The organism is Aestuariibaculum sediminum (assembly GCF_014596945.1).
Lineage (GTDB): Bacteria > Bacteroidota > Bacteroidia > Flavobacteriales > Flavobacteriaceae > Aestuariibaculum > Aestuariibaculum sediminum.
In genome coordinates this window covers 576214-596211 of the sequence record NZ_JACVXB010000001.1, presented here as the reverse complement: position 1 = coordinate 596211, position 19998 = coordinate 576214, and the positions used below count along the sequence as shown (strand labels likewise).

The following is a 19998-nucleotide window of genomic DNA, read 5'->3' as shown; positions in this document are numbered from 1 at the left end:
CTACTGGACATATAACTTAATGTATAACTTTAATTCTTTAATAAAATGCCTTTATATCATAAATTAGGAAATATTCCGCCTAAACGTCACACACAGTTTAGAAAACCAGATGGCACGCTATATTACGAACAATTGTTTGGAACCATTGGTTTCGATGGTATGTCTACAAACAGCTATCACGAACAACGTCCCACTCAGGTAAAAAATATATTAAATCAGTATAGTGTTAAACCAAAAATAGCAAAGTCTAATAATATTCAGTCTTATCGTTTTCGTGGATTTCAAGTGAAACCAGAAGCCGATTTTTTAAACAGTAGAAAAACAATTTTAGTTAATACTGATTGTGCTATTATTTTAGCGGCGCCTCAAGAGTCTATTCGAGATTATTTTTATAAAAATACCGATGCCGATGAGCTTATTTTTATTCATAAAGGCACGGGTAAATTAAGAACACATCTTGGGAATTTAAATTTTAAATACGGTGACTATTTATTAATTCCGAGAGGTGTTATTTATAAAATAGATTTCGATACGAATGATAACCGTTTGTTTATCGTAGAATCACATCGACCTATTTATACGCCAAAACGTTACAGAAACTGGTTCGGACAATTATTAGAGCACGCGCCGTTTTGTGAACGCGACATTCGTCGACCGTCTGAGCTTGAAACCAATAATGAAAGTGGCGAATTTTTAATAAAAGTGAAAAAGCAGGGTGAAATTATCGAAATGATTTACGCGTCGCATCCATTTGATGTGGTAGGTTACGACGGGTATAATTACCCATATGCATTTTCAATTCATGATTTTGAACCCATTACAGGTCGCATACACCAACCACCGCCAGTGCATCAAACATTCGAAACCGATGCTTTTGTGGTGTGTAGTTTTGTGCCGCGATTATACGATTATCATCCACAAGCGATTCCTGCACCTTACAACCATAGTAATATAGATAGCGATGAGGTTTTATACTATGTTGATGGCGATTTTATGAGTCGTAACGATATCGAAGCTGGACATATATCATTACATCCGGCTGGTATACCTCATGGTCCGCATCCAGGAGCTACCGAGCGCAGTATAGGAAAAACCGAAACCGAGGAGTTAGCAGTAATGGTCGATACATTTAAACCACTAATGGTAACCGAAGAAGCTTTAAAAATTGCCGATGAAAACTATTATAAATCTTGGTTAGAATAAGAAGCTGTTTCCTGCTTTCGGCAGTCGCTTTTAAAACGATTATGGGTAACTGTTATAGTTTTAAAGAGCTCCAACAAAGCCTCAATCAGGGCTATTTGAAGTTTTGGGATAATTAATCAAACAACATTTAAACGAATAAACATAGAAATAATGAGTAAAGATATAGAATCTGTAAACTACGGTTTAGAAAAGATATTTAAAGGAGCGAAAGATTTTCTTCCGCTTTTAGGGACCGATTATGTTGAGTTTTATGTGGGGAATGCTAAGCAGGCTGCACATTTTTATAAATCGGCATTTGGGTTTCAGTCTTTTGCTTATAAAGGATTAGAAACAGGGTCTCGAGAAGAAGTAAGTTATGTGTTAAAACAAGACAAAATAAAACTGGTTTTAACTACACCTTTATCCAGTAAGTCACCAATTAATGACCATATTGTAAAGCATGGCGACGGAGTAAAAGTTGTGGCTCTTTGGGTAGAGGATGCTCGAAAAGCCTATGAAGAAACTACCAGTAGAGGCGCAAAATCATATATGGAACCAACCGTCGAAACCGACGAGTTTGGCGAAGTAGTGCGTTCAGGAATCTATACCTATGGCGAAACAGTACATATGTTTGTAGAGCGAAAAAACTACAACGGCACTTTTATGCCGGGATTCCGCGAGTGGAAATCTGATTATAACCCCGAACCTGTTGGGTTAAAATATATAGACCATATGGTAGGAAATGTAGGTTGGGGCCAAATGAACACCTGGGTTAAGTGGTACGAAGATGTTATGGGATTTGAAAACTTTTTGTCGTTTGATGATAAGCAAATCCATACCGAATACTCTGCGCTTATGAGTAAGGTAATGAGTAACGGTAACGGGCGTATAAAATTCCCGATAAATGAACCTGCCGAAGGCAAGAAAAAATCACAAATTGAGGAATATTTGGATTTTTATGAAGGGGCCGGTGTGCAGCATATAGCAGTAGCTACCGACGATATCATTTCAACCGTTTCCAGTTTAAGAGCCAGAGGGGTAGAGTTTTTGTCAACACCGCCAGAGGCATATTACCAGGCAGTTCCAGAGCGTTTACATGCTCATGACCATAAGTTACGGGAAGATATTGAAACCTTAAAAAAATTAGGCATTATGATCGATGCCGACGAAGAAGGTTATTTGCTTCAAATTTTCACGAAACCCGTAGAAGATCGTCCAACTTTATTTTTCGAAATAATACAACGCATGGGAGCTAAAGGTTTTGGTGCTGGAAATTTTAAAGCATTGTTCGAGTCCATTGAAAGAGAGCAAGCTAACCGAGGGACACTTTAATTATATTTTTAAGTTATTTAAAAACCATCATTTTTAATGATGGTTTTTTTGTTTCACACCACATTATTTAAGTATTAAGGCTTTCTTAATATTACCGGCTGTACAAGTTATTTTCATATTTTTGGAATAGTAATTGTGATTCCTTAATTAAAAAGCAATAAAAATTTAATTATAAAGTTAAATTACAACTACCCAAATGCGCATGAAAAAGATACTACTTATATTATTGGTAATATGTACAATTCCGAAAACAATTGCTCAGCAGGAATCCTCTTTCGGTGCAGGTGAGTGGTTCAAATTCAGAATGAGTTACAGTGGATTTTTAAAGGCTGGTAATGCCACCCTTACTGTAAAAGAAACCAAGTTAAAAGGTAAAGACGTTTATCATGTTGTAGGTAAAGGCTGGACAACGGGAATGATAAAATGGTTTTTTAGGGTTGAAGACTTGTACGAGAGTTATTTCGATAAAAATGCTATCATTCCATACCGTTTTATTCGAAAAATAGATGAAGGCGGGCATATAAAAGACATTGAAATTAATTTCGATCATACCGCAAATAAAGCGCATGTGTATAACAAAAAACACAACACAAAACGAGTTTTTAGTACACCGGAGAATGTGCAGGATATGGTGTCTACCTACTACTATTTACGCGATAATATAGATGTGAATAGTTTAAAAAATGGACAGGAAATTAGAACCGACATGTTTTTTGATGAGGAAAACTATGGTTTTAAGCTAAAATATTTAGGTGAAGAAACTATAGAAACCGATTTTGGTTATGTGCATGCTCTAAAATTTAGACCATATGTAATGGCAGGACGCGTATTTAAAGAAGAAGAAAGTTTAACACTTTGGGTTTCAAAAGATAAAAATAAAGTACCTTTGCGAATTAAGGCGGACTTGGCTGTTGGTTCGTTACGAGCAGACCTTGAAGCCTACAAGGGATTAAAACATTCGTTTAAGATTAAAGTAGAATAATAGCAAATCATTTGAAAAAAAAGTTAACTCATCAGCTTAAGGAAAAATACGAGGCTATAGACCAAGATGTTGAAGACTATCTCGAAGGTTTATTGCAAAGTAAGCCCTTAAATTATTGGGATTACATTCAAACGGATGCCTTATTAAATCTACAGGTACAACGTACGGTTTTTAAAGACGAAATGGTATTTATCATGTATCATCAGGTAAATGAATTACTTTTTAAGATGATACTTTGGGAAATCGAACAAGTGGCTAAAACCGAAAAGGTGGACGCCGAATTTTTTACGACTAAAATTATGAGAATTAGTCGTTATTTCGATATGTTAACATCATCTTTCAGTATAATGAAAGATGGTATGGATGTAGAACAATATAATAAATTTAGACAAGCACTTACTCCAGCAAGCGGATTTCAAAGTGCTCAATATCGAAAAATTGAATTTGCTTCTACCGAGTTAATCAATTTAATCGATAAACGATTTCGCGATACTATAGATAGAAACTCCTCTTATGAAAATGCTTTCGAGCATTTATATTGGCAAGCCGCCGGAAAAGATTTTAAAACAGGTAAAAAGAGCTATACTTTAACAGTTTTTGAAGAAAAATACAAAGACGAATTTATTAGATTTACCAAATTTTATTATCAGAACAATTTATGGGCAAAATTTAAGGCACTTCCAAAGGAAGCCAGAGAAGATAAAGCTCTAATTGAAGCTATGAGACATTACGATTATACCGTAAATATAAAATGGGTCATGGCGCACTATAATACAGCAAATCATTATTTAAATATTGGCGGTAAAACTGCCGAAGCAACAGGAGGAAGTGAATGGGTGAAATACATGCATCCAAAATATCAAAAGAGAATATTTTTTCCAGAGTTATGGACAGAGAAAGAAATAGAAAATTGGGGAACAGATATTTAACAACATTAGCGCTGGCAGCCCTAGGGTTTGTGAGCTGTAAAGACAAGGAAAAGCCAGTAGAAGAAGTAAAACCAGAATTAGCCATTGTAGAACCTAAAAAAAATATTGAATTTGGGTTTAATCTAGATGATTATGTGGTAAAAAGAGATACGGTGAAAAGTGGCGAAAGTTTCGGTCAAATATTAGAGCGTAATAAAATAGGGTATCCACAAATATTTCACATTGCCGAGAAGGCAAAAGAAGCATACGATATAGCGCGTTTTTTTCAAAAAGGAAAACCATACACGATATTGTGCTCGAAAGATTCATTAGAACTTCCAAAAACCTTCATTTACCAGCCTAGTTTGGAAGATTACGTCGTTATTAATTTTGAAACTAAAGATTCTATTCAGGCTTACAAAAGCAAAAAGCCTATTAAATATGTTGAAAAAATCGCAACAGGAGTAATAAACAGCAGTATATCTGAAACTTTGGATGAACAGGGAATTAGTCCGGTTTTAACCAATATTTTGGCCGATAATATTTATGCATGGACGATTGATTTTAGACGTTTACAAAAAGGTGACCGATTTAAAGTCATTTACACCGATAAGTATATTGACGATAGCATTTATGTTGGCGTTCATGATGTAAAAGCGTCGTATTTCGAGCATAATACCGAACCGTTTTATGCGTTTCGATACGAAACCGATAGTGTAAAAGGGATTGTGGACTATTTTAATGACGATGCCAAAACCTTACGTCGCGCGTTTCTAAAAGCTCCTGTAAAATTTAGTCGAATTTCGTCACGTTATAATTTAAAGCGTCGCATTGCGGTTTATGGTTACAAAGTAAAGCCTCATAAAGGAACTGATTTTGCTGCCCCCATAGGAACGCCAATTATGGCGACAGCTAGTGGTACCGTAACTAAATCGTCGTACACCAGAGGTAATGGTAATTATGTTAAAATTAGGCATAATGGTACCTATGAAACCCAATATTTACATATGCAGAAACGTAATGTGAAACCTGGTGATTATGTGAAACAAGGCGATGTAATAGGTTCGGTTGGTATGACAGGATATACCGGTGGTCCACATGTTTGTTACCGTTTTTGGGTAAACGGAAGACAGGTAGATCCATTTAAGCAGAAATTGCCAGCAGCAAAACCTATTCCAGATAGCTTAAAATCGAAATATTTAGATTTTATAAAACCTATAAAATACAGATTAGACAATACAAACTTTAGGCCTCAAAAAATAGAGGATAGTCAAACTAATCAACCAGTTATTACACAAGCAACTTCTTAAACATGGCATTACCAAACATGAACCCAACAGAAACAACATCTTGGAAAAAACTACAACAACATTTTGATAAAGTAAAAGACGTTCATATGAAAGATTTGTTTGCTCAGGATGAAGAGCGAGCCAACAAATTCACCATTAAATGGGACGACTTTTATGTAGATTATTCAAAAAACAGAATTACTGAGGAAACGTTAGCATATTTACTTGAATTAGCAAATGATGTTAAATTAAAAGAAGCTATTAATAGTCAGTTTTCTGGAGAAACAATTAATCAAACCGAAGGGCGTTCGGTATTACATATGGCGCTACGCGCACCACAATCGGCCGATTTTAAAGTCGATGGTAAAAATGTCATGCCTGAAATCTTTGATGTTAAGAAAAAAATCGAAAAGTTTACTAACGATATTGTTAATGGACATAGAAAAGGTTATACCGGAAAAACATTTACCGATATTGTAAATATTGGAATTGGAGGTTCCGACTTAGGACCAGCTATGGTGGTTGACACGCTTCAATATTACAAGAACCATTTAACGACACATTTTGTTAGTAATGTAGACGGCGATCATGTAAATGAGGTTATTAAAAAACTAAATCCTGAAACGACTCTTTTTGTAATCGTATCTAAAACCTTTACCACGCAAGAAACGCTTTCTAATGCAAATACTTTAAAATCTTGGTTTTTAAAATCTGCTAACGATGAAGCGATTGCTAAACATTTTGTAGCGGTATCTACTAATATCGATAATGTTAAAGCTTTTGGTATAGATGAAGACAACATTTTCCCTATGTGGGACTGGGTTGGCGGTCGGTTTTCTTTATGGAGTGCCGTAGGATTATCAATTAGTTTGTCTATTGGATACAACAATTTTGAAAATCTTTTAAAAGGAGCTCATAAAATGGATGAGCATTTTAAAAATGAAGATTTTAGCAACAATATTCCCGTAATTTTAGCCTTGTTAAGTATTTGGTATAACAACTTTTTTAAAGCAGAAAGCGAAGCTGTAATTCCTTATTCGCAATACCTAAATCAGTTTGCAACTTATTTGCAGCAAGGTATTATGGAAAGTAATGGAAAAAGTATAGACCGAGACGGAAATCCAATAGGGTACCAAACGGGCACTATTATTTGGGGCGAACCAGGAACTAATTCACAGCATGCCTTTTTTCAATTGATACATCAGGGAACCAAATTAATTCCTGCAGATTTTATTGGGTTTACTCAGTCTTTGCATAATAATAAAGACCATCAGGATAAGTTAATGTCTAATTTTCTGGCGCAAACAGAAGCTTTATTAAATGGCAAAACAAAAGAACAGGTTTTAGCGGAAGGCACCCCAGACCAACTTGTTCCATTTAAAGTGTTTGATGGAAACAAACCAACAAATACTATTTTTATAGACAAGCTTACTCCAGAAAGTTTAGGTAAGTTAATAGCCTTGTATGAGCATAAAATATTTGTTCAGGGTATTATCTGGAATATATTTAGTTACGACCAATTTGGAGTAGAATTAGGGAAACAATTGGCAAACAAAATTTTAAGTGAGTTTAGTAATAGTACAACATCTAAACATGATAGCTCAACTCAAAATCTTCTAAATTACTATAAAGGAAAATCATAATAAGTAATGCTATAATTATTAATACAGGGTTGTTCCTCCTTTAATAATTTTATTTGTTTTGTAGTAAAGAAAAACGATTTATATTATCAAAACCGCTTCAAAATTGAAGCGGTTTTTTATTTTTTTAATTAGTACATTTGTTACTCAATAAAAAATAAAAGTTCATGTTCTACAAAACGATTTTAGCGCTTCATTCGTATTGGGCGTATTTGGTGTTCATTGTATTAATAATAACTGTAATTAACGCGTTAATTAAGGTGTTTGGTAAAAAAGAATACGAAGCCAAAGATTTTAGGCTAGCCTTGTTTACATTAATTCTTACTCATACACAGTTACTAATAGGTATTATACTTTATTTTGTCTCTCCAAGATTTGAATTATGGGGACAATTAGGAGGCGAAGTCATGAAAAATGCTATGGCTCGGTTATATCTGGTAGAACATCCTTTTGTTAATATTTTGGCAATAGCCTTTATTACTATTGGTTATTCAAAACATAAAAAGAAATTAACATCAAGTGCAAAATTAAAACCAATAGCTGTATTTTATACTATAGGTCTAGTTCTGTTATTGTCCAGAATACCATGGGACGCATGGTTAGGTTAATAAATTAGAAAAAGGAAGCAATTAAGCTTCCTTTTTTATTTTGATGATTCTGCTTAATTCTTTCAGAAAGTTTTAATCTATTACTTTTAATAGAATAATAAATACTGGAAAATGGTCGCTGTAGCCATTGGTAAAAGATCCATTGGAAAAACTTCTTTTTGGATAGCCTTTAAAACGCCCTGTTTGGTCAATTAAATAGCGCTTGTTATAAATGGCTGCTTTGTAAAAGTTAAAAGACGAATAATCTTGGGTCACTAAAGGTTGTGTTAGCATGATTTGGTCGAATAGGCTCCAACTATCTCTATATGCGGTAGTTCCAAAGCCTTTTTTAAATAAGTTATTGTATGGGTTGTAAATAGCTTTCAGTGGAAGGTTGTATTTGTCTTTTCGGGGTTTCAGTACTTTCTTAATTGAAGCACTTGTAGGATCATCATTAAAATCGCCCATAATACAAATTTTAGCGTAAGGATCTATGGCCTGCAACGAATCTATAATTTGTTTGGTCAATTTTGCTGCTGTCATTCTTTTATGTTCACTTTTTGCCTGACCACCACGTTGAGAAGGCCAGTGGTTTACTATGATGTGGAATGGTTCTCCCTCAAGCAGTCCGCTAACTATGAGCTGGTCTCGGGTATATTGTCGTTTTCCTGTACTCTGATCATAAATGTTTAATGTTTTAGACTCTGTTGCTAAGGGCGTAAAAATCGGTTTTTGGTATAATAAAGCTACATCAATACCTCTTGCATCTGGTGAATTGTAGTGAATAATGCCGTAGTATTTTGAACGCAATAGGGAATCATTTATAACATCCTCAATAACCTCGCGATTTTCCACTTCACAAATACCAATAATTGCCGGTGCGTTTTGGGTTACATCTTTTCCAATATCGGCTATTACACGAGCCATATTTTTAATTTTTTGTTTATAAACTTCTGATTTATGGAATTTAAGTTTCAGAATCGGACTCGATTCATCAAAAATATTGGGATCGTTTATGGTGTCGAACAGGTTTTCCATATTATAAAAAGCTATAGCATGTCCTTTATATTGCTTTTTCGTCTGGCTAATAACAAGTTGCGTTATACTAAATAATAGTCCTAGAAGAAATAATTTCAGTAATGTCATTGTGTATTATTTTAAATGTAAGAAAAATACTAATATATTAATATTTTACATTATATTTATTGTAGTAAAAATCCTTCTTTACGGTTTATGAATAAACTACTACTCATTTTGTTATTAAGTTTTGTGTTCGCATATGCTTCTGCGGCACAGCAAGCAAAAATAAAAGGGCGTGTTAAGGATAATATTTCGCTGCAGTATGTTGAGGGGGTAACGGTTGCAATCGAAAAAACGAACATTTCAACGACAACTGATAATCTTGGCGTTTTTGTTTTGTCGGATGAATTGCCATTAGGGGAACATCTTTTAATAATATCTAAAGTAGGTTATATTACCAAACGTTTTCCAATTGTGATAAATCCTTCCAAAATGTTAGACTTGTCTGGGATTACCCTCGAGCAGGATACATCAATCGTTAATGACATGTATACAATTGTACTTACCGATGATGAATTAGATGACGATACCGGAGGTGCCGATAATATTTCAGGATTATTATCGGCTTCTTTAGATGTGTTTCAACGCACCGCTGCATTTGAATTTAGTGCTTCTTTTTTTAGGCTACGGGGCCTCGATTCTGATATGAGTTTAGTGTCAATTAATGGTATAGAAATGAATAAAATGTATAGCGGTAGACCTCAGTGGAGCAATTGGGGAGGCCTTAACGCAATGGTGCGACAACAGGAATTTTCATCGGGTTTAATGCCTTCATTCAATAATTTTGGAAATGTATTGGGAACCACAAATATTAATACCCGTGCATCTCATTATCGTGAAGGTGGACAGGTCACATATTCTTCATCAAATAGAAGTTATACCAATCGATTAATGATAAATTATGCCACTGGATCGCTCAAAAATAATTGGGCACTGGCAATCATGTTCTCAAGACGTTGGGGTAACGAAGGATTTCAGGATGCTACGCTATACGATGCTAATTCTTTTTTTATTTCAGCTGAAAAAAATCTTAATAAAAACCATAGTTTAAATTTAACGGCCATTTATGCCCCAAATAAACGAGGTAAGTCTTCTCCAAACACGCAAGAAGTTTATGACTTAAAAGGGATAAAATATAACGAATACTGGGGTTGGCAACAGGGAAATAAGCGCAATTCCAGAATTAAGAATGTAGAAGAACCTATTTTTATTTTTAGTCATTATTGGGATATTTCTTCTAAATCGCATCTAAACACCAATGTAGCTTATCAATTTGGGAAAGTTGGAAATAGCCGCTTAGATTATGGAGGAACCAGATTGAACAATGATGGCGTCCCTATTGGTGGCGGTGCTAATCCGAGTCCGTCATATTATCAAAAATTACCCAGTTATTGGTTAGCACAGACTCCTGAAGCCAATTATGAAAATGCCTATTTATCCGAACAGGAATTTTTGAATTACGGGCAAATCGATTGGAATCATTTATATCAAACAAATTATAATAACACACAAGCCAATGCCAGTTATGTGTTGTATGAAGATCGAAATGATGATACACAACTTAGTTTGAATTCTGGTTTCCAAACGGAATTGAATGGGCATGTTAGTTTAAATGCTTCTATTAATTATAAGCGTTTGGAATCTGAAAATTATGCTGAAGTTATTGATTTGTTAGGCGGTAACGGGGTTTTAAATGTTGATGCATTTGATGGGTTTCAATACGATTTACAACAACCCAATAAGATTTCTAAAGAGGGAGATACGTTTAAATATAACTATAACTTTTTTGCTAACCTAATGTCTGGTTACGTTCAAGGAAAATTTAATTACAAGACTATCGATTTTTACTTGGCGGCCACTGTATCAAAAACGAATTATCAAAGAGAAGGTGTGTTTGACAATGAGGCTAACGCAGGTAATTCGGTTGGAAAGAGCGATCCTGTACATTTTACAGGTTTTGGTTTTAAAGCAGGATTAACTTATAAATATAGTGGTAAGCACATATTAAAAGCGAATTTAGGTTATATGCAGCGCCCTCCATCTTTACGAAATACCTTTTCGAATGCGCGTGTTAATAACAATGTCGTGCCACAAATTAAAGAAGAAAAAATTAAGGCATTAGATTTTAGTTACATATATCGATCCCCCATTGTAAAATCAAGGTTAACCGGATTTTATATTAAAACTGAAGATGCCAATGAAATTGCATTTTATTATGCAGATGGCGTTACAGGTTTTGAAGGGACTTCAGAATTTGTTAGCGAAATTATTCAAGGCATTGATAAATCATATTTAGGTTTAGAAACAGGCATTGAAGCCAAAATAACATCAACTTTCAAGCTTAAAGCAGCTGTATCCTATGGACAATATCTTTATGCAAATAACCCCAGTTTAACTTTATCCTCTAATAGTATTTCAGTTAATCAAGGTCAGGCCAATTTAAAAAATTACCGATTGGCTTCCGGGCCGCAGCACGCCTACTCATTCGGTTTCGAATATCGAGATCCCAATTATTGGTGGTTAGGAGCTACAGCAAATTATTTTACAAACACTTATTTGGATATTAGTCCGATTACAAGAACCTCTAATTTTTATAAAAACCCTGAGGATGGGTTACCGTTTAATGATTACGATGAATCCGTTGCACGCGAACTGCTAAAACAAGAACAATTTGACAATTATATGGTAGTTAATCTTGTTGGGGGTAAATCGTGGCGTATCGATTCATATTATGTTGGATTTTTTGCCAGTGTAGGTAATGTTTTAGATAAGGTTTATAAAACAGGGGGATTTGAGCAGGGGAGGAGTGCTAATTACAGGGAGTTAAAAGAAGATGTTGCGCGCGATAAACGTGTTTTTGGTCCTAAATACTGGTATGGACGAGGTACTAATTATTTCTTGAATCTATACTTCAGGTTTTAAACTGAAATTAAATATGAGTTAAAATGAACAGCGTATTAAAAAAGAAATTACAATTTTTGGGATTAATGTTTATGCTATTATCGTGTGTTGAGAATGATGATTATGCCATTCCTAAAATAGAATTAGACGAACCAAATATTACTGCAAACACAACGATTTCAATAATAAAAAATATGTATAATGGAAGTCTTATAAATTTTAATGAAGCAAATAATGAAGGCGAACTTATCATTGAGGGGTATGTAGTTTCTAACGATGAAGCCGGAAATTTTTATAAGGTTTTAATCATTCAGGATAAAGCCGAAAATCCCACAGCAGCGATTCAAATAGATATCGATGTAACAGCATTATTCGCTTTATATAAACCAGGACAGAAAATCTATGTGAAACTAAATGGTTTAGGTATGGACGAACAAAACGGTGTCTTACATATTGGAGCGTTACACGGCGGAAGTGTTACCAGAATCTCGGCCTTTAATTATAAAAAACATATAAAGAGGTCTCCTATTTTAGATAGTATAATTCCAAAAATTATTACGCCCTCTGAGTTTAATGATAGTTATATAAACATGTTGATTCAATTGGATAACATGCAGTTGCGAAATGAAGAATTAGGGCAACCTTATGGCTATGCAAATAATTCGTATACCGCAAATCGGTATCTTCAAAATTGTGAAGATAATTCATTTATTATTTTAAGAAATAGTGGCTTTTCAGATTTTAAAAATCAATTATTTCCTGAAGGACAAGGTACAATAGTTGGTGTTTTGAGCAAGTATAACAACGATTTTCAGTTATTTATTAGGGATACCGAGGATGTTAAATTTTATGACGAACGTTGCGAAACCTCAGTTTACATGCCTATCGATCCATTTAATTTACCTTATACACAAAATTTTGAAGGTGATTATATTAAAGGACAAAGTTTAAGGATAGACGGGTGGTATACCGTGAATACTTCGGGCGGTACAAAAGTGTTTACACTCGAAAATGTTAATAATAATTTAGTTGCTCAAGCGCAGGCTTACGGTTCTGGAGAAACCATTATGGAAACTTGGCTTATTTCTCCAGGAATTCGTATCGATGCAGCCTCTAAAAATCCTGTGCTGTCATTCACTTCAAACGATGGTTATAACAATGGCGACCCTTTAACGGTTTATATTTCTAATAATTTTTCGGGTGTGATTGATGAAGCCTCTTGGAATGAAATTAGTCCGTTTTTATCTACGGGAAATTCTAGTGGTTTTGGTGCTGAATTTAAGTTTTCTGGTGAAATAGATTTGTCAGAATACATAGGAGAAGTTATTTATGTCGGTTTTAAATATTCAGGCGGAACAAATGGTATAACCACAACAATTCAGCTCGATGATTTTTATGTAGGGGAAGCAATAAATATAAAAAGTGAAGGTCCTTCTGAAAATGCCGTATTGGTTTTTCCGGGAGGCGATTTTGAAGATTATAATACGTTTTTAGCAGGTTTAAATTCTGAAGGAATTCAAGATTATGCATCTCAAAGTGCTGGTAATGGCTTAGCCGAATCCACAGGACTAAACATTAAAACTGGTGGTGCCACTGGAAACGATTATGTGTTTACAGCTGTTGGACATGGTAGTTTAACCGATACATATAACACCATTCATTTTTATTTGAAAGGGACTTCCAATAAGAGTATTTCGATAAACCTATACAAAACCGATGGGGCTTATTATCGATTTAATCTTGGCGATGTTTCTGACGATAAAACCATTAAAGCATCATCTAGCAACCAATATGGAGGCGTTATTAATACAAACGAAGAATGGGTGCTTATAACTTTAGATTTATCTGAAATAACTGATTTAAACTTAACAAATACCAATTCGGATTTTTTTGCATTAAAAATAGGAAAGGAGTCGACCTATAATCTTTATCTAGATAATTTTACTATCGAGTAATTATTTCGTTCATCTTTACTAGAACTAATGATATAACTTCTTTTGAATTATTTCTGTTCACATAGATCAATTCTTTTTAAAAATCGCATAAACTGGAAAATGATCGCTGTAACCGCCATGATATTTTTTTCCAACATAAGTTCGAAAGGGAGTGCCTTTAAATTTACCACTAAACTGCTTTAAAAAATCGGCATCGAAAATATTGGCCGTTTCAAACTCTAAGCTATCGGGTGTGTTTTCAAAAAAATTAGTTGAAACTAAAATTTGATCAAAAAGATTCCACTGTCTCTTATGGTAGGTTGTACCGCGACTAAAAGAACGTAGAGTTTCCATGGGGTTGTATAAATTGTATTCATTAACAAGCGATTTTATACTATTGCTCGAAGGGTCGTCATTAAAATCGCCCATTATAATAATTTTCGCCTCAGGCGTTTTCTGTCTTAACTTCTCTATTATCTCTCCAGCGCGATTTGATGCAGCCATACGTTTGGCTTCTGTTTCTCTTTGACCTTCTCGCCTCGAGGACCAGTGATTTACTAATACATGAACTGGAACCTTATCTAACTTACCCGAAACTAGTAGAATATCACGTGTGTAATCTGGAGTACCGTCATCATCAAATAAAGCAATATTAAAAGTCTCCGAATGCGTAACTTCAAAAATATCCTGGTTATAAACTAAAGCCACATCAATGCCCCGTTCGTCGGGCGAATCGAAATGTACAAAGTCGTAATTGTAATTTTTAAGATGATTATAATTAATTAAATCTTTAACAGTTACGGTATTTTCAACTTCTGCCAAGCCAATTAGAGCCGGTGGTTTACCGGTTTCAACCCTGCCAATTTTAGATATGGCATAACTTAATTTTCTAAGTTTGTTTTCGTAACGTTTAGGCGTCCATTTTTTTTTAGAAATGGGCAAAAAATCGTTGTCGTTGGTATGCTTATTCTCGTAGATATCAAACAAATTTTCAAGATTGTAAAATGCAGTGGTATGCAATTCGGGTCTCACTTCAGCATCATCAAAATTCGTCATAGAATAGGTTTATTTTGGTTTAAAAATATAAAAATTAAAATGGTTGCAATTATGTAACTTTGCATATTATTTATAAGTATGTTAGAAAAGAAAGATATAAACTTAGAGAAAGCTGTATTAATTGGTATTGTAACCAAAGACCAAGATGAAACAAGGTCTAAAGAATATTTAGATGAGCTTGAGTTTTTAACTTACACTGCTGGGGGAGAAGTAGTAGGGCGTTTTACTCAAAAAATGGATATGCCTAATCCAAAGACGTTTATTGGAACTGGTAAGATGAATGATGTACGAGATTTTATTGAAGAAAATGACATAGGAACGGCTATTTTTGATGATGAATTGTCGGCAGCCCAAGAACGCAACATTAGTAAAATACTAAACTGTAAAGTTTTAGACAGAACTAATTTAATCCTTGATATTTTTGCGCAGCGAGCACAAACCAGTTATGCGCGTACGCAGGTAGAGTTGGCACAATGTGAATATTTACTACCAAGATTACGTGGTATGTGGACACACCTTGAGCGTCAAAAAGGGGGTATTGGTATGCGTGGTCCAGGTGAAACCGAGATTGAAACGGATAGACGGATAGTACGCGATAAAATTGCGCTTTTAAAAGCACGTATTAAAACCATCGATAAGCAAATGTCGGTGCAGCGCGGTAATCGTGGCGCAATGGTGCGCGTAGCCCTAGTTGGATATACGAATGTGGGGAAATCCACACTAATGAATGTTATTAGTAAAAGTGAGGTCTTTGCCGAAAATAAATTGTTTGCTACTCTGGATACCACAGTAAGAAAAGTGGTAATTCAAAATTTACCCTTTTTATTAAGTGATACTGTAGGGTTTATTAGAAAATTACCAACACAGTTGGTAGAGAGTTTTAAAAGTACACTGGATGAGGTTCGAGAGGCCGATTTATTGTTACATGTGGTAGATATTTCGCATCCTAATTTTGAAGAACATATTGAGTCGGTAAATAAAATATTAGGTGAAATAGATAGTGTCAATAAGCCCACCATTATGGTTTTTAATAAAATTGATGCCTATAAGCCAGAGCCATTTGAAAGCGATGATGAATTCGATATAGAACGCACTAAAAAACACTATTCTCTGGAGGAGTGGAAAAAGACCTGGATGGGTAAAATAGGAGAAAATGCCTTGTTTATTTCTGCTATAAATAAAGAGAATTTAGAAGATTTCAGAAAGCGAGTTTATAACGAAGTACGAAAAATTCATATTACACGTTTTCCTTATAATAACTTCCTTTATCCGGATTACGATGACTTAATGGAATAGTAAAAACGGATTTTCAGGAAATCTCCAAAAAAAGATTAATGAAATTACTATTAAAGCGAAAGTGGATACGGTGGGCAATAATAGTAGGTTTTGCGGTTGTTGGTTTTTTTGCCATAGTTTATGTAAGCGTTTTTTTAGGTGTTTTTGGTAAATTACCAAGCCGTGCCGAATTAAGTTCTATTAGTCAAGCCGAGGCCACACAGTTACTAGACAAAGACGGTAAGCTAATAGGGAAATTTTACATTTATGACAGGCAACCCCTAGAATTTCATGATTTGCCGCAACACCTTATTGATGCCCTTGTGGCTACGGAAGATGTTCGCTTTTATAAGCATGACGGTGTAGATAATGTAAGTTTACTTCGTGTGTTTATTAAAAACATTATTCTCGGCGATAAATCTGCAGGAGGTGGTAGTACTATTACTTTACAATTGGCTAAAAATTTATTCGGCAGGAAGGACTATGTCCTATTCAGTATGCTTATTAATAAATTTAAAGAATCTATCATAGCGAAACGGATTGAGGATATATATTCTAAAAACAATATTCTCACCCTGTATTTTAATACGGTACCCTTTCCCGATAATACGTTTGGAATAGAGAGTGCGTCACGTAAGTTTTTTAATAAACCTGCTAAAGATTTGAATTATTCTGAAGCAGCTGCGCTTATAGGAACTCTTAAGGCTACCAGTTATTACAATCCCAGATTACATTTGGAACGCACCCAATCAAGACGAGATGTTGTACTCCAACAAATGCACAAATATGATTATTTAACCGAAGCAGAAGCAGATTCTTTAAGTGCTGAAGCTTTGGTTTTAAACTACAAGTCTTTTAATCATGATATTGGTTTGGCACCTTATTTTAGAGAATCTGTTCGTAAAGAACTTAAAAAAATACTGGATTCTCTTAAAAAAAGCAGTGGTGAAACATACGATTTGTATCGTGATGGTTTAGTTGTACATACCACTTTAGATTCTTCTATGCAGGCCTTAGCCGAAGCTTCAATGAAAGAACACTTGAGTTCTTTACAGCGCGTTCATGAACAATCGTATGGCAAATATGCGCCTTGGCATGATAAGAAAATAGTAAATAAAGCTATTAAATCGCTACCGGCATATAAGCGTTATAAAAACCAGGGTTTAAGCGAAAAGCAAATTCTTGATTCGCTGGCCATAAAGCGGAAAACAGAATTGTTTCAATGGACAGGTGATACTGTAGAAAATGTTTCTACCATTGATAGTTTAAAACACAGTTTGAAATTGTTAAATACCGGAATGCTGGCTATAGACCCGCAAACAGGCGCTGTTAGAACCTATATAGGTGGGATTGATTATCGATTTTTTAAATACGACCATGTGTCGCAAAGTGAACGTCAGGTGGGATCTACTTTTAAACCATTTGTTTACACCGCAGCTATTGAAGATGGAATGAAACCCTGCACCTATTTTTCTTTATCGGCAGTAACATATACCGATTTTGATGATTGGACACCAACCAATTCAGGTAAGGAGGAAAACGATGCGCATTTAAATTACAATCTGGAAACAGCATTAAGTCAGTCGGTGAACACCATTGCGGTTAAAGTACTAAATAAAGTGGGTATTGAAAAGGTAATTGCACAGGCTGAAAAAATGGGTATTGAAAAGAAACTGCCTGAAGAGCCATCATTAGCATTAGGTGTAGCAGAAATAAATTTAAGAGAACTAACTGGGGCTTATGCTAGTTATGTAAATGATAGCAGACCTGTAAGACCTTTTGCCATAACAAAAATAACCGATAAAAACGGTGACGTTATTGTGGCGTTTAAACCAGAAATTAAGGAAGAACAAGCTTATAGTGATTACACGCGCGAAGTGATGTTGCAAATCATGCAATCTACGGTTAATAGTGGTACGGCTACCCGTTTGCGTTCTAGTTATAATTTAAAAAATGATATTGCTGGAAAAACAGGAACTACTCAAAACAATAAAGATGGCTGGTTTGTGGGTATTACTCCTAAATTGGTAACTGTTACTTGGGTGGGTAACGATAACCACAGTATCGGGTTTAAAACTACAGGAATAGGACAGGGGGCAAATTCGGCCCTGCCAATTTTTGCTAAGTTTTATCAAAAGCTAAATGCCGATTCGCAATTTAATTCGATAACCAAAGCGCAGTTTCAAACGCCTTCCGATGCTGTACTCGAAGACCTTGATTGCGAACCTGAAAAACGCGATGGTTTTTTTAAGCGTTTGTTTGGAAACAAGACAAAAGAGCGAAGGTTTAAAAGGAAATAATAAGTATGATAACTGTTTTAAATCGAAATTTTTTAAATAAGAAATTTGAAGAAATACATAACTAGTATCATTAATTAATTCAATTTGTTTAGTAATCCATTTAATATCTCATCATCTTCGTCTAATAAATGGTCTTTTATAAAAATATCTGGAATAACACCTTCTTCTTTCTTACTTCCATTAATTCTTGTAATATAACCTTTAGAAACTTTCACTGGAATGCCAGTATTTGGTAGCTTGTATTGAAATTGCGATGCATAAAGCGAGGGGTATTCTCCTGTTTCTTCGCCTACTATGGTGCCAAAGCCATAGTCTTGTATTTGGGCAGCTGCAACGGTCGATTGCGAATGAGATTGTCGGTTAACCAAAACATATACGTTTCCCGAAAATCGTCTTGAGTGTTCTTGAGGTTGATAATCATCTAATTCAGGTTCGTAAATTTCTCCGTCTTTATGGTTTAAGATATTTTTAAAATAGGGTGCCGTAGTATCACTAAATTTTCTAGTGTGTTCTTTTAAAAATTTACTGCTTTTTATCGTGAAATGAGAGGTCCATTTAAAAGGCTTGTCGGCAATGTAAGAAACTAAATAATCGCTAAAGGAATTATCACCACCACCATTATTTCTAAAATCAATGATGAGGTTATCACTACCTCTTTTGTTAATCACAGCAAATGAAGAGTCAATAAATTGTTGATATTTTTGTTCGTTACCAGAAAAGTTCCCCGGATTTAAATACGCAGCATTTTCATAAAATTTTAATTTCATATGCGCATTTATAATCTCAGTCCTTTTCATTTCATATGCTTCAATTAAATGAACCGACGATAGGTTGTACTTTGTTAATTTTCCGTTCAAAAGAACTTCAACTTCAAACATATCTTGTCTTCCAAATACCTGCCAGTATAATCTTGGAAACGATAACATTTCAATTTTCGCATTTTTAAAATAAGTTCTTTCGGCAGAGATTTGTGGGTAAATTTTAGTAAGAATATCGTTTATAGAAATACCGTTAATGCTAACTAATTCGGTGCCAATTTCTATATTTGGGTTGCTTGAAAAGTTTTTACGGACTAAACTTTTATTATTTTCAAAAGCAATTTCCAAAGGAAATATTGTGCCTCCGCTGTAAGCATATTTGCCATAAGATGCCCCAGGGAAATCTATTTCTGTATGACCATTATTTGCGGCTGATGTTACTTTTTGAAATAAGTTGGTAGCTTCCAACAGGGTTAAGGAATCTTTTACGATAGATTTTTTTACGTTTTTATAATTATTTTGGAAGTCCTCTTTATTCACATAGGCATAAATATTGTAATGCGCGTCAATGAGAGCGTTATATAAATAGTCTAAGTCCTCATGAATTTGATTCTGCCCAAATCGCTTAATGTCTTCTTGTCCTTTTACATTTTGGGTAATAAATGTAAGTATTAAAATGATTATAAAATTGAGTCTTTTCATACTAAAGTTTAAGATAAAACGAATTAAAGGCAAAATTGTTACAGAGCCAAGTATCATCTCTTTGTTGTTTAA

General features: G+C 34.6%; 14 protein-coding genes. 11 read left to right on the top strand and 3 right to left on the bottom strand.

The annotated features are described in order from the left end of the window. Positions 1 to 45 precede the first annotated feature (45 nt). The 7 genes from ICJ83_RS02775 to ICJ83_RS02745 all read left to right on the top strand — a co-directional run bounded on the left by ICJ83_RS02775 (position 46) and on the right by ICJ83_RS02745 (position 7941). Positions 46 to 1203 (top strand): homogentisate 1,2-dioxygenase, encoded by a 1158-nt coding sequence (locus ICJ83_RS02775; RefSeq protein ID WP_188228826.1) that lies wholly within the window; start codon positions 46 to 48, stop codon positions 1201 to 1203. A gap of 150 nt (positions 1204 to 1353) precedes the next feature. Next, the gene (gene hppD, locus ICJ83_RS02770) at positions 1354 to 2514 is read left to right on the top strand and encodes a 4-hydroxyphenylpyruvate dioxygenase (protein WP_188228825.1); all 1161 of its coding nucleotides are present in this window, start codon (positions 1354 to 1356) and stop codon (positions 2512 to 2514) included. 202 nt (positions 2515 to 2716) lie between these two features. Continuing rightward, on the top strand, positions 2717 to 3496 hold the full coding sequence (locus ICJ83_RS02765; protein WP_188228824.1) for a DUF3108 domain-containing protein: 780 nt from the start codon (positions 2717 to 2719) through the stop codon (positions 3494 to 3496). A gap of 11 nt (positions 3497 to 3507) precedes the next feature. Next, positions 3508 to 4425, top strand: a complete 918-nt coding sequence (locus ICJ83_RS02760) for a tryptophan 2,3-dioxygenase family protein (RefSeq protein ID WP_188228823.1) — start codon at positions 3508 to 3510, stop codon at positions 4423 to 4425. Continuing rightward, on the top strand, positions 4383 to 5714 hold the full coding sequence (locus ICJ83_RS02755) for a peptidoglycan DD-metalloendopeptidase family protein (protein ID WP_188228822.1): 1332 nt from the start codon (positions 4383 to 4385) through the stop codon (positions 5712 to 5714). Before ICJ83_RS02760 ends, ICJ83_RS02755 begins: the two co-directional genes overlap by 43 nt. Before the next feature lie 2 nt (positions 5715 to 5716). Continuing rightward, positions 5717 to 7336 (top strand): glucose-6-phosphate isomerase, encoded by a 1620-nt coding sequence (gene pgi, locus ICJ83_RS02750; protein ID WP_188228821.1) that lies wholly within the window; start codon positions 5717 to 5719, stop codon positions 7334 to 7336. Between the two features lie 164 nt (positions 7337 to 7500). Further along, positions 7501 to 7941 carry a hypothetical protein gene (locus ICJ83_RS02745; RefSeq protein ID WP_188228820.1) on the top strand — a complete coding sequence of 147 codons (441 nt, stop codon included), beginning with the start codon at positions 7501 to 7503 and terminating at the stop codon, positions 7939 to 7941. A 72-nt stretch (positions 7942 to 8013) separates the two neighbouring features. Here the strand turns inward: ICJ83_RS02745 and ICJ83_RS02740 are convergent, their stop codons facing one another. Then, positions 8014 to 9066: an endonuclease/exonuclease/phosphatase family protein gene (locus ICJ83_RS02740; protein ID WP_188228819.1), complete on the bottom strand. Its 1053-nt coding sequence runs from the start codon at positions 9064 to 9066 to the stop codon at positions 8014 to 8016. A gap of 87 nt (positions 9067 to 9153) precedes the next feature. Here ICJ83_RS02740 and ICJ83_RS02735 point away from each other — a divergent pair, with 87 nt between their 5' ends. Next, positions 9154 to 11922: a TonB-dependent receptor domain-containing protein gene (locus tag ICJ83_RS02735; protein WP_188228818.1), complete on the top strand. Its 2769-nt coding sequence runs from the start codon at positions 9154 to 9156 to the stop codon at positions 11920 to 11922. A gap of 23 nt (positions 11923 to 11945) precedes the next feature. Beyond that, positions 11946 to 13856, top strand: coding sequence for a DUF5689 domain-containing protein (locus ICJ83_RS02730; protein WP_188228817.1), 1911 nt, complete (start codon positions 11946 to 11948; stop codon positions 13854 to 13856). Between the two features lie 66 nt (positions 13857 to 13922). On the opposite strand, the gene ICJ83_RS02725 is transcribed toward ICJ83_RS02730, so the two are convergent. Continuing rightward, positions 13923 to 14891 carry an endonuclease/exonuclease/phosphatase family protein gene (locus tag ICJ83_RS02725; RefSeq protein ID WP_188228816.1) on the bottom strand — a complete coding sequence of 323 codons (969 nt, stop codon included), beginning with the start codon at positions 14889 to 14891 and terminating at the stop codon, positions 13923 to 13925. Between the two features lie 78 nt (positions 14892 to 14969). Here ICJ83_RS02725 and hflX point away from each other — a divergent pair, with 78 nt between their 5' ends. Further along, positions 14970 to 16187, top strand: coding sequence for a GTPase HflX (gene hflX / locus ICJ83_RS02720; protein ID WP_188228815.1), 1218 nt, complete (start codon positions 14970 to 14972; stop codon positions 16185 to 16187). Between the two features lie 38 nt (positions 16188 to 16225). Next, positions 16226 to 18466 (top strand): transglycosylase domain-containing protein, encoded by a 2241-nt coding sequence (locus ICJ83_RS02715; RefSeq protein WP_188228814.1) that lies wholly within the window; start codon positions 16226 to 16228, stop codon positions 18464 to 18466. Between the two features lie 74 nt (positions 18467 to 18540). Here the strand turns inward: ICJ83_RS02715 and ICJ83_RS02710 are convergent, their stop codons facing one another. Next, positions 18541 to 19926, bottom strand: a complete 1386-nt coding sequence (locus tag ICJ83_RS02710) for a S41 family peptidase (RefSeq protein WP_188228813.1) — start codon at positions 19924 to 19926, stop codon at positions 18541 to 18543. Positions 19927 to 19998 lie beyond the last annotated feature (72 nt).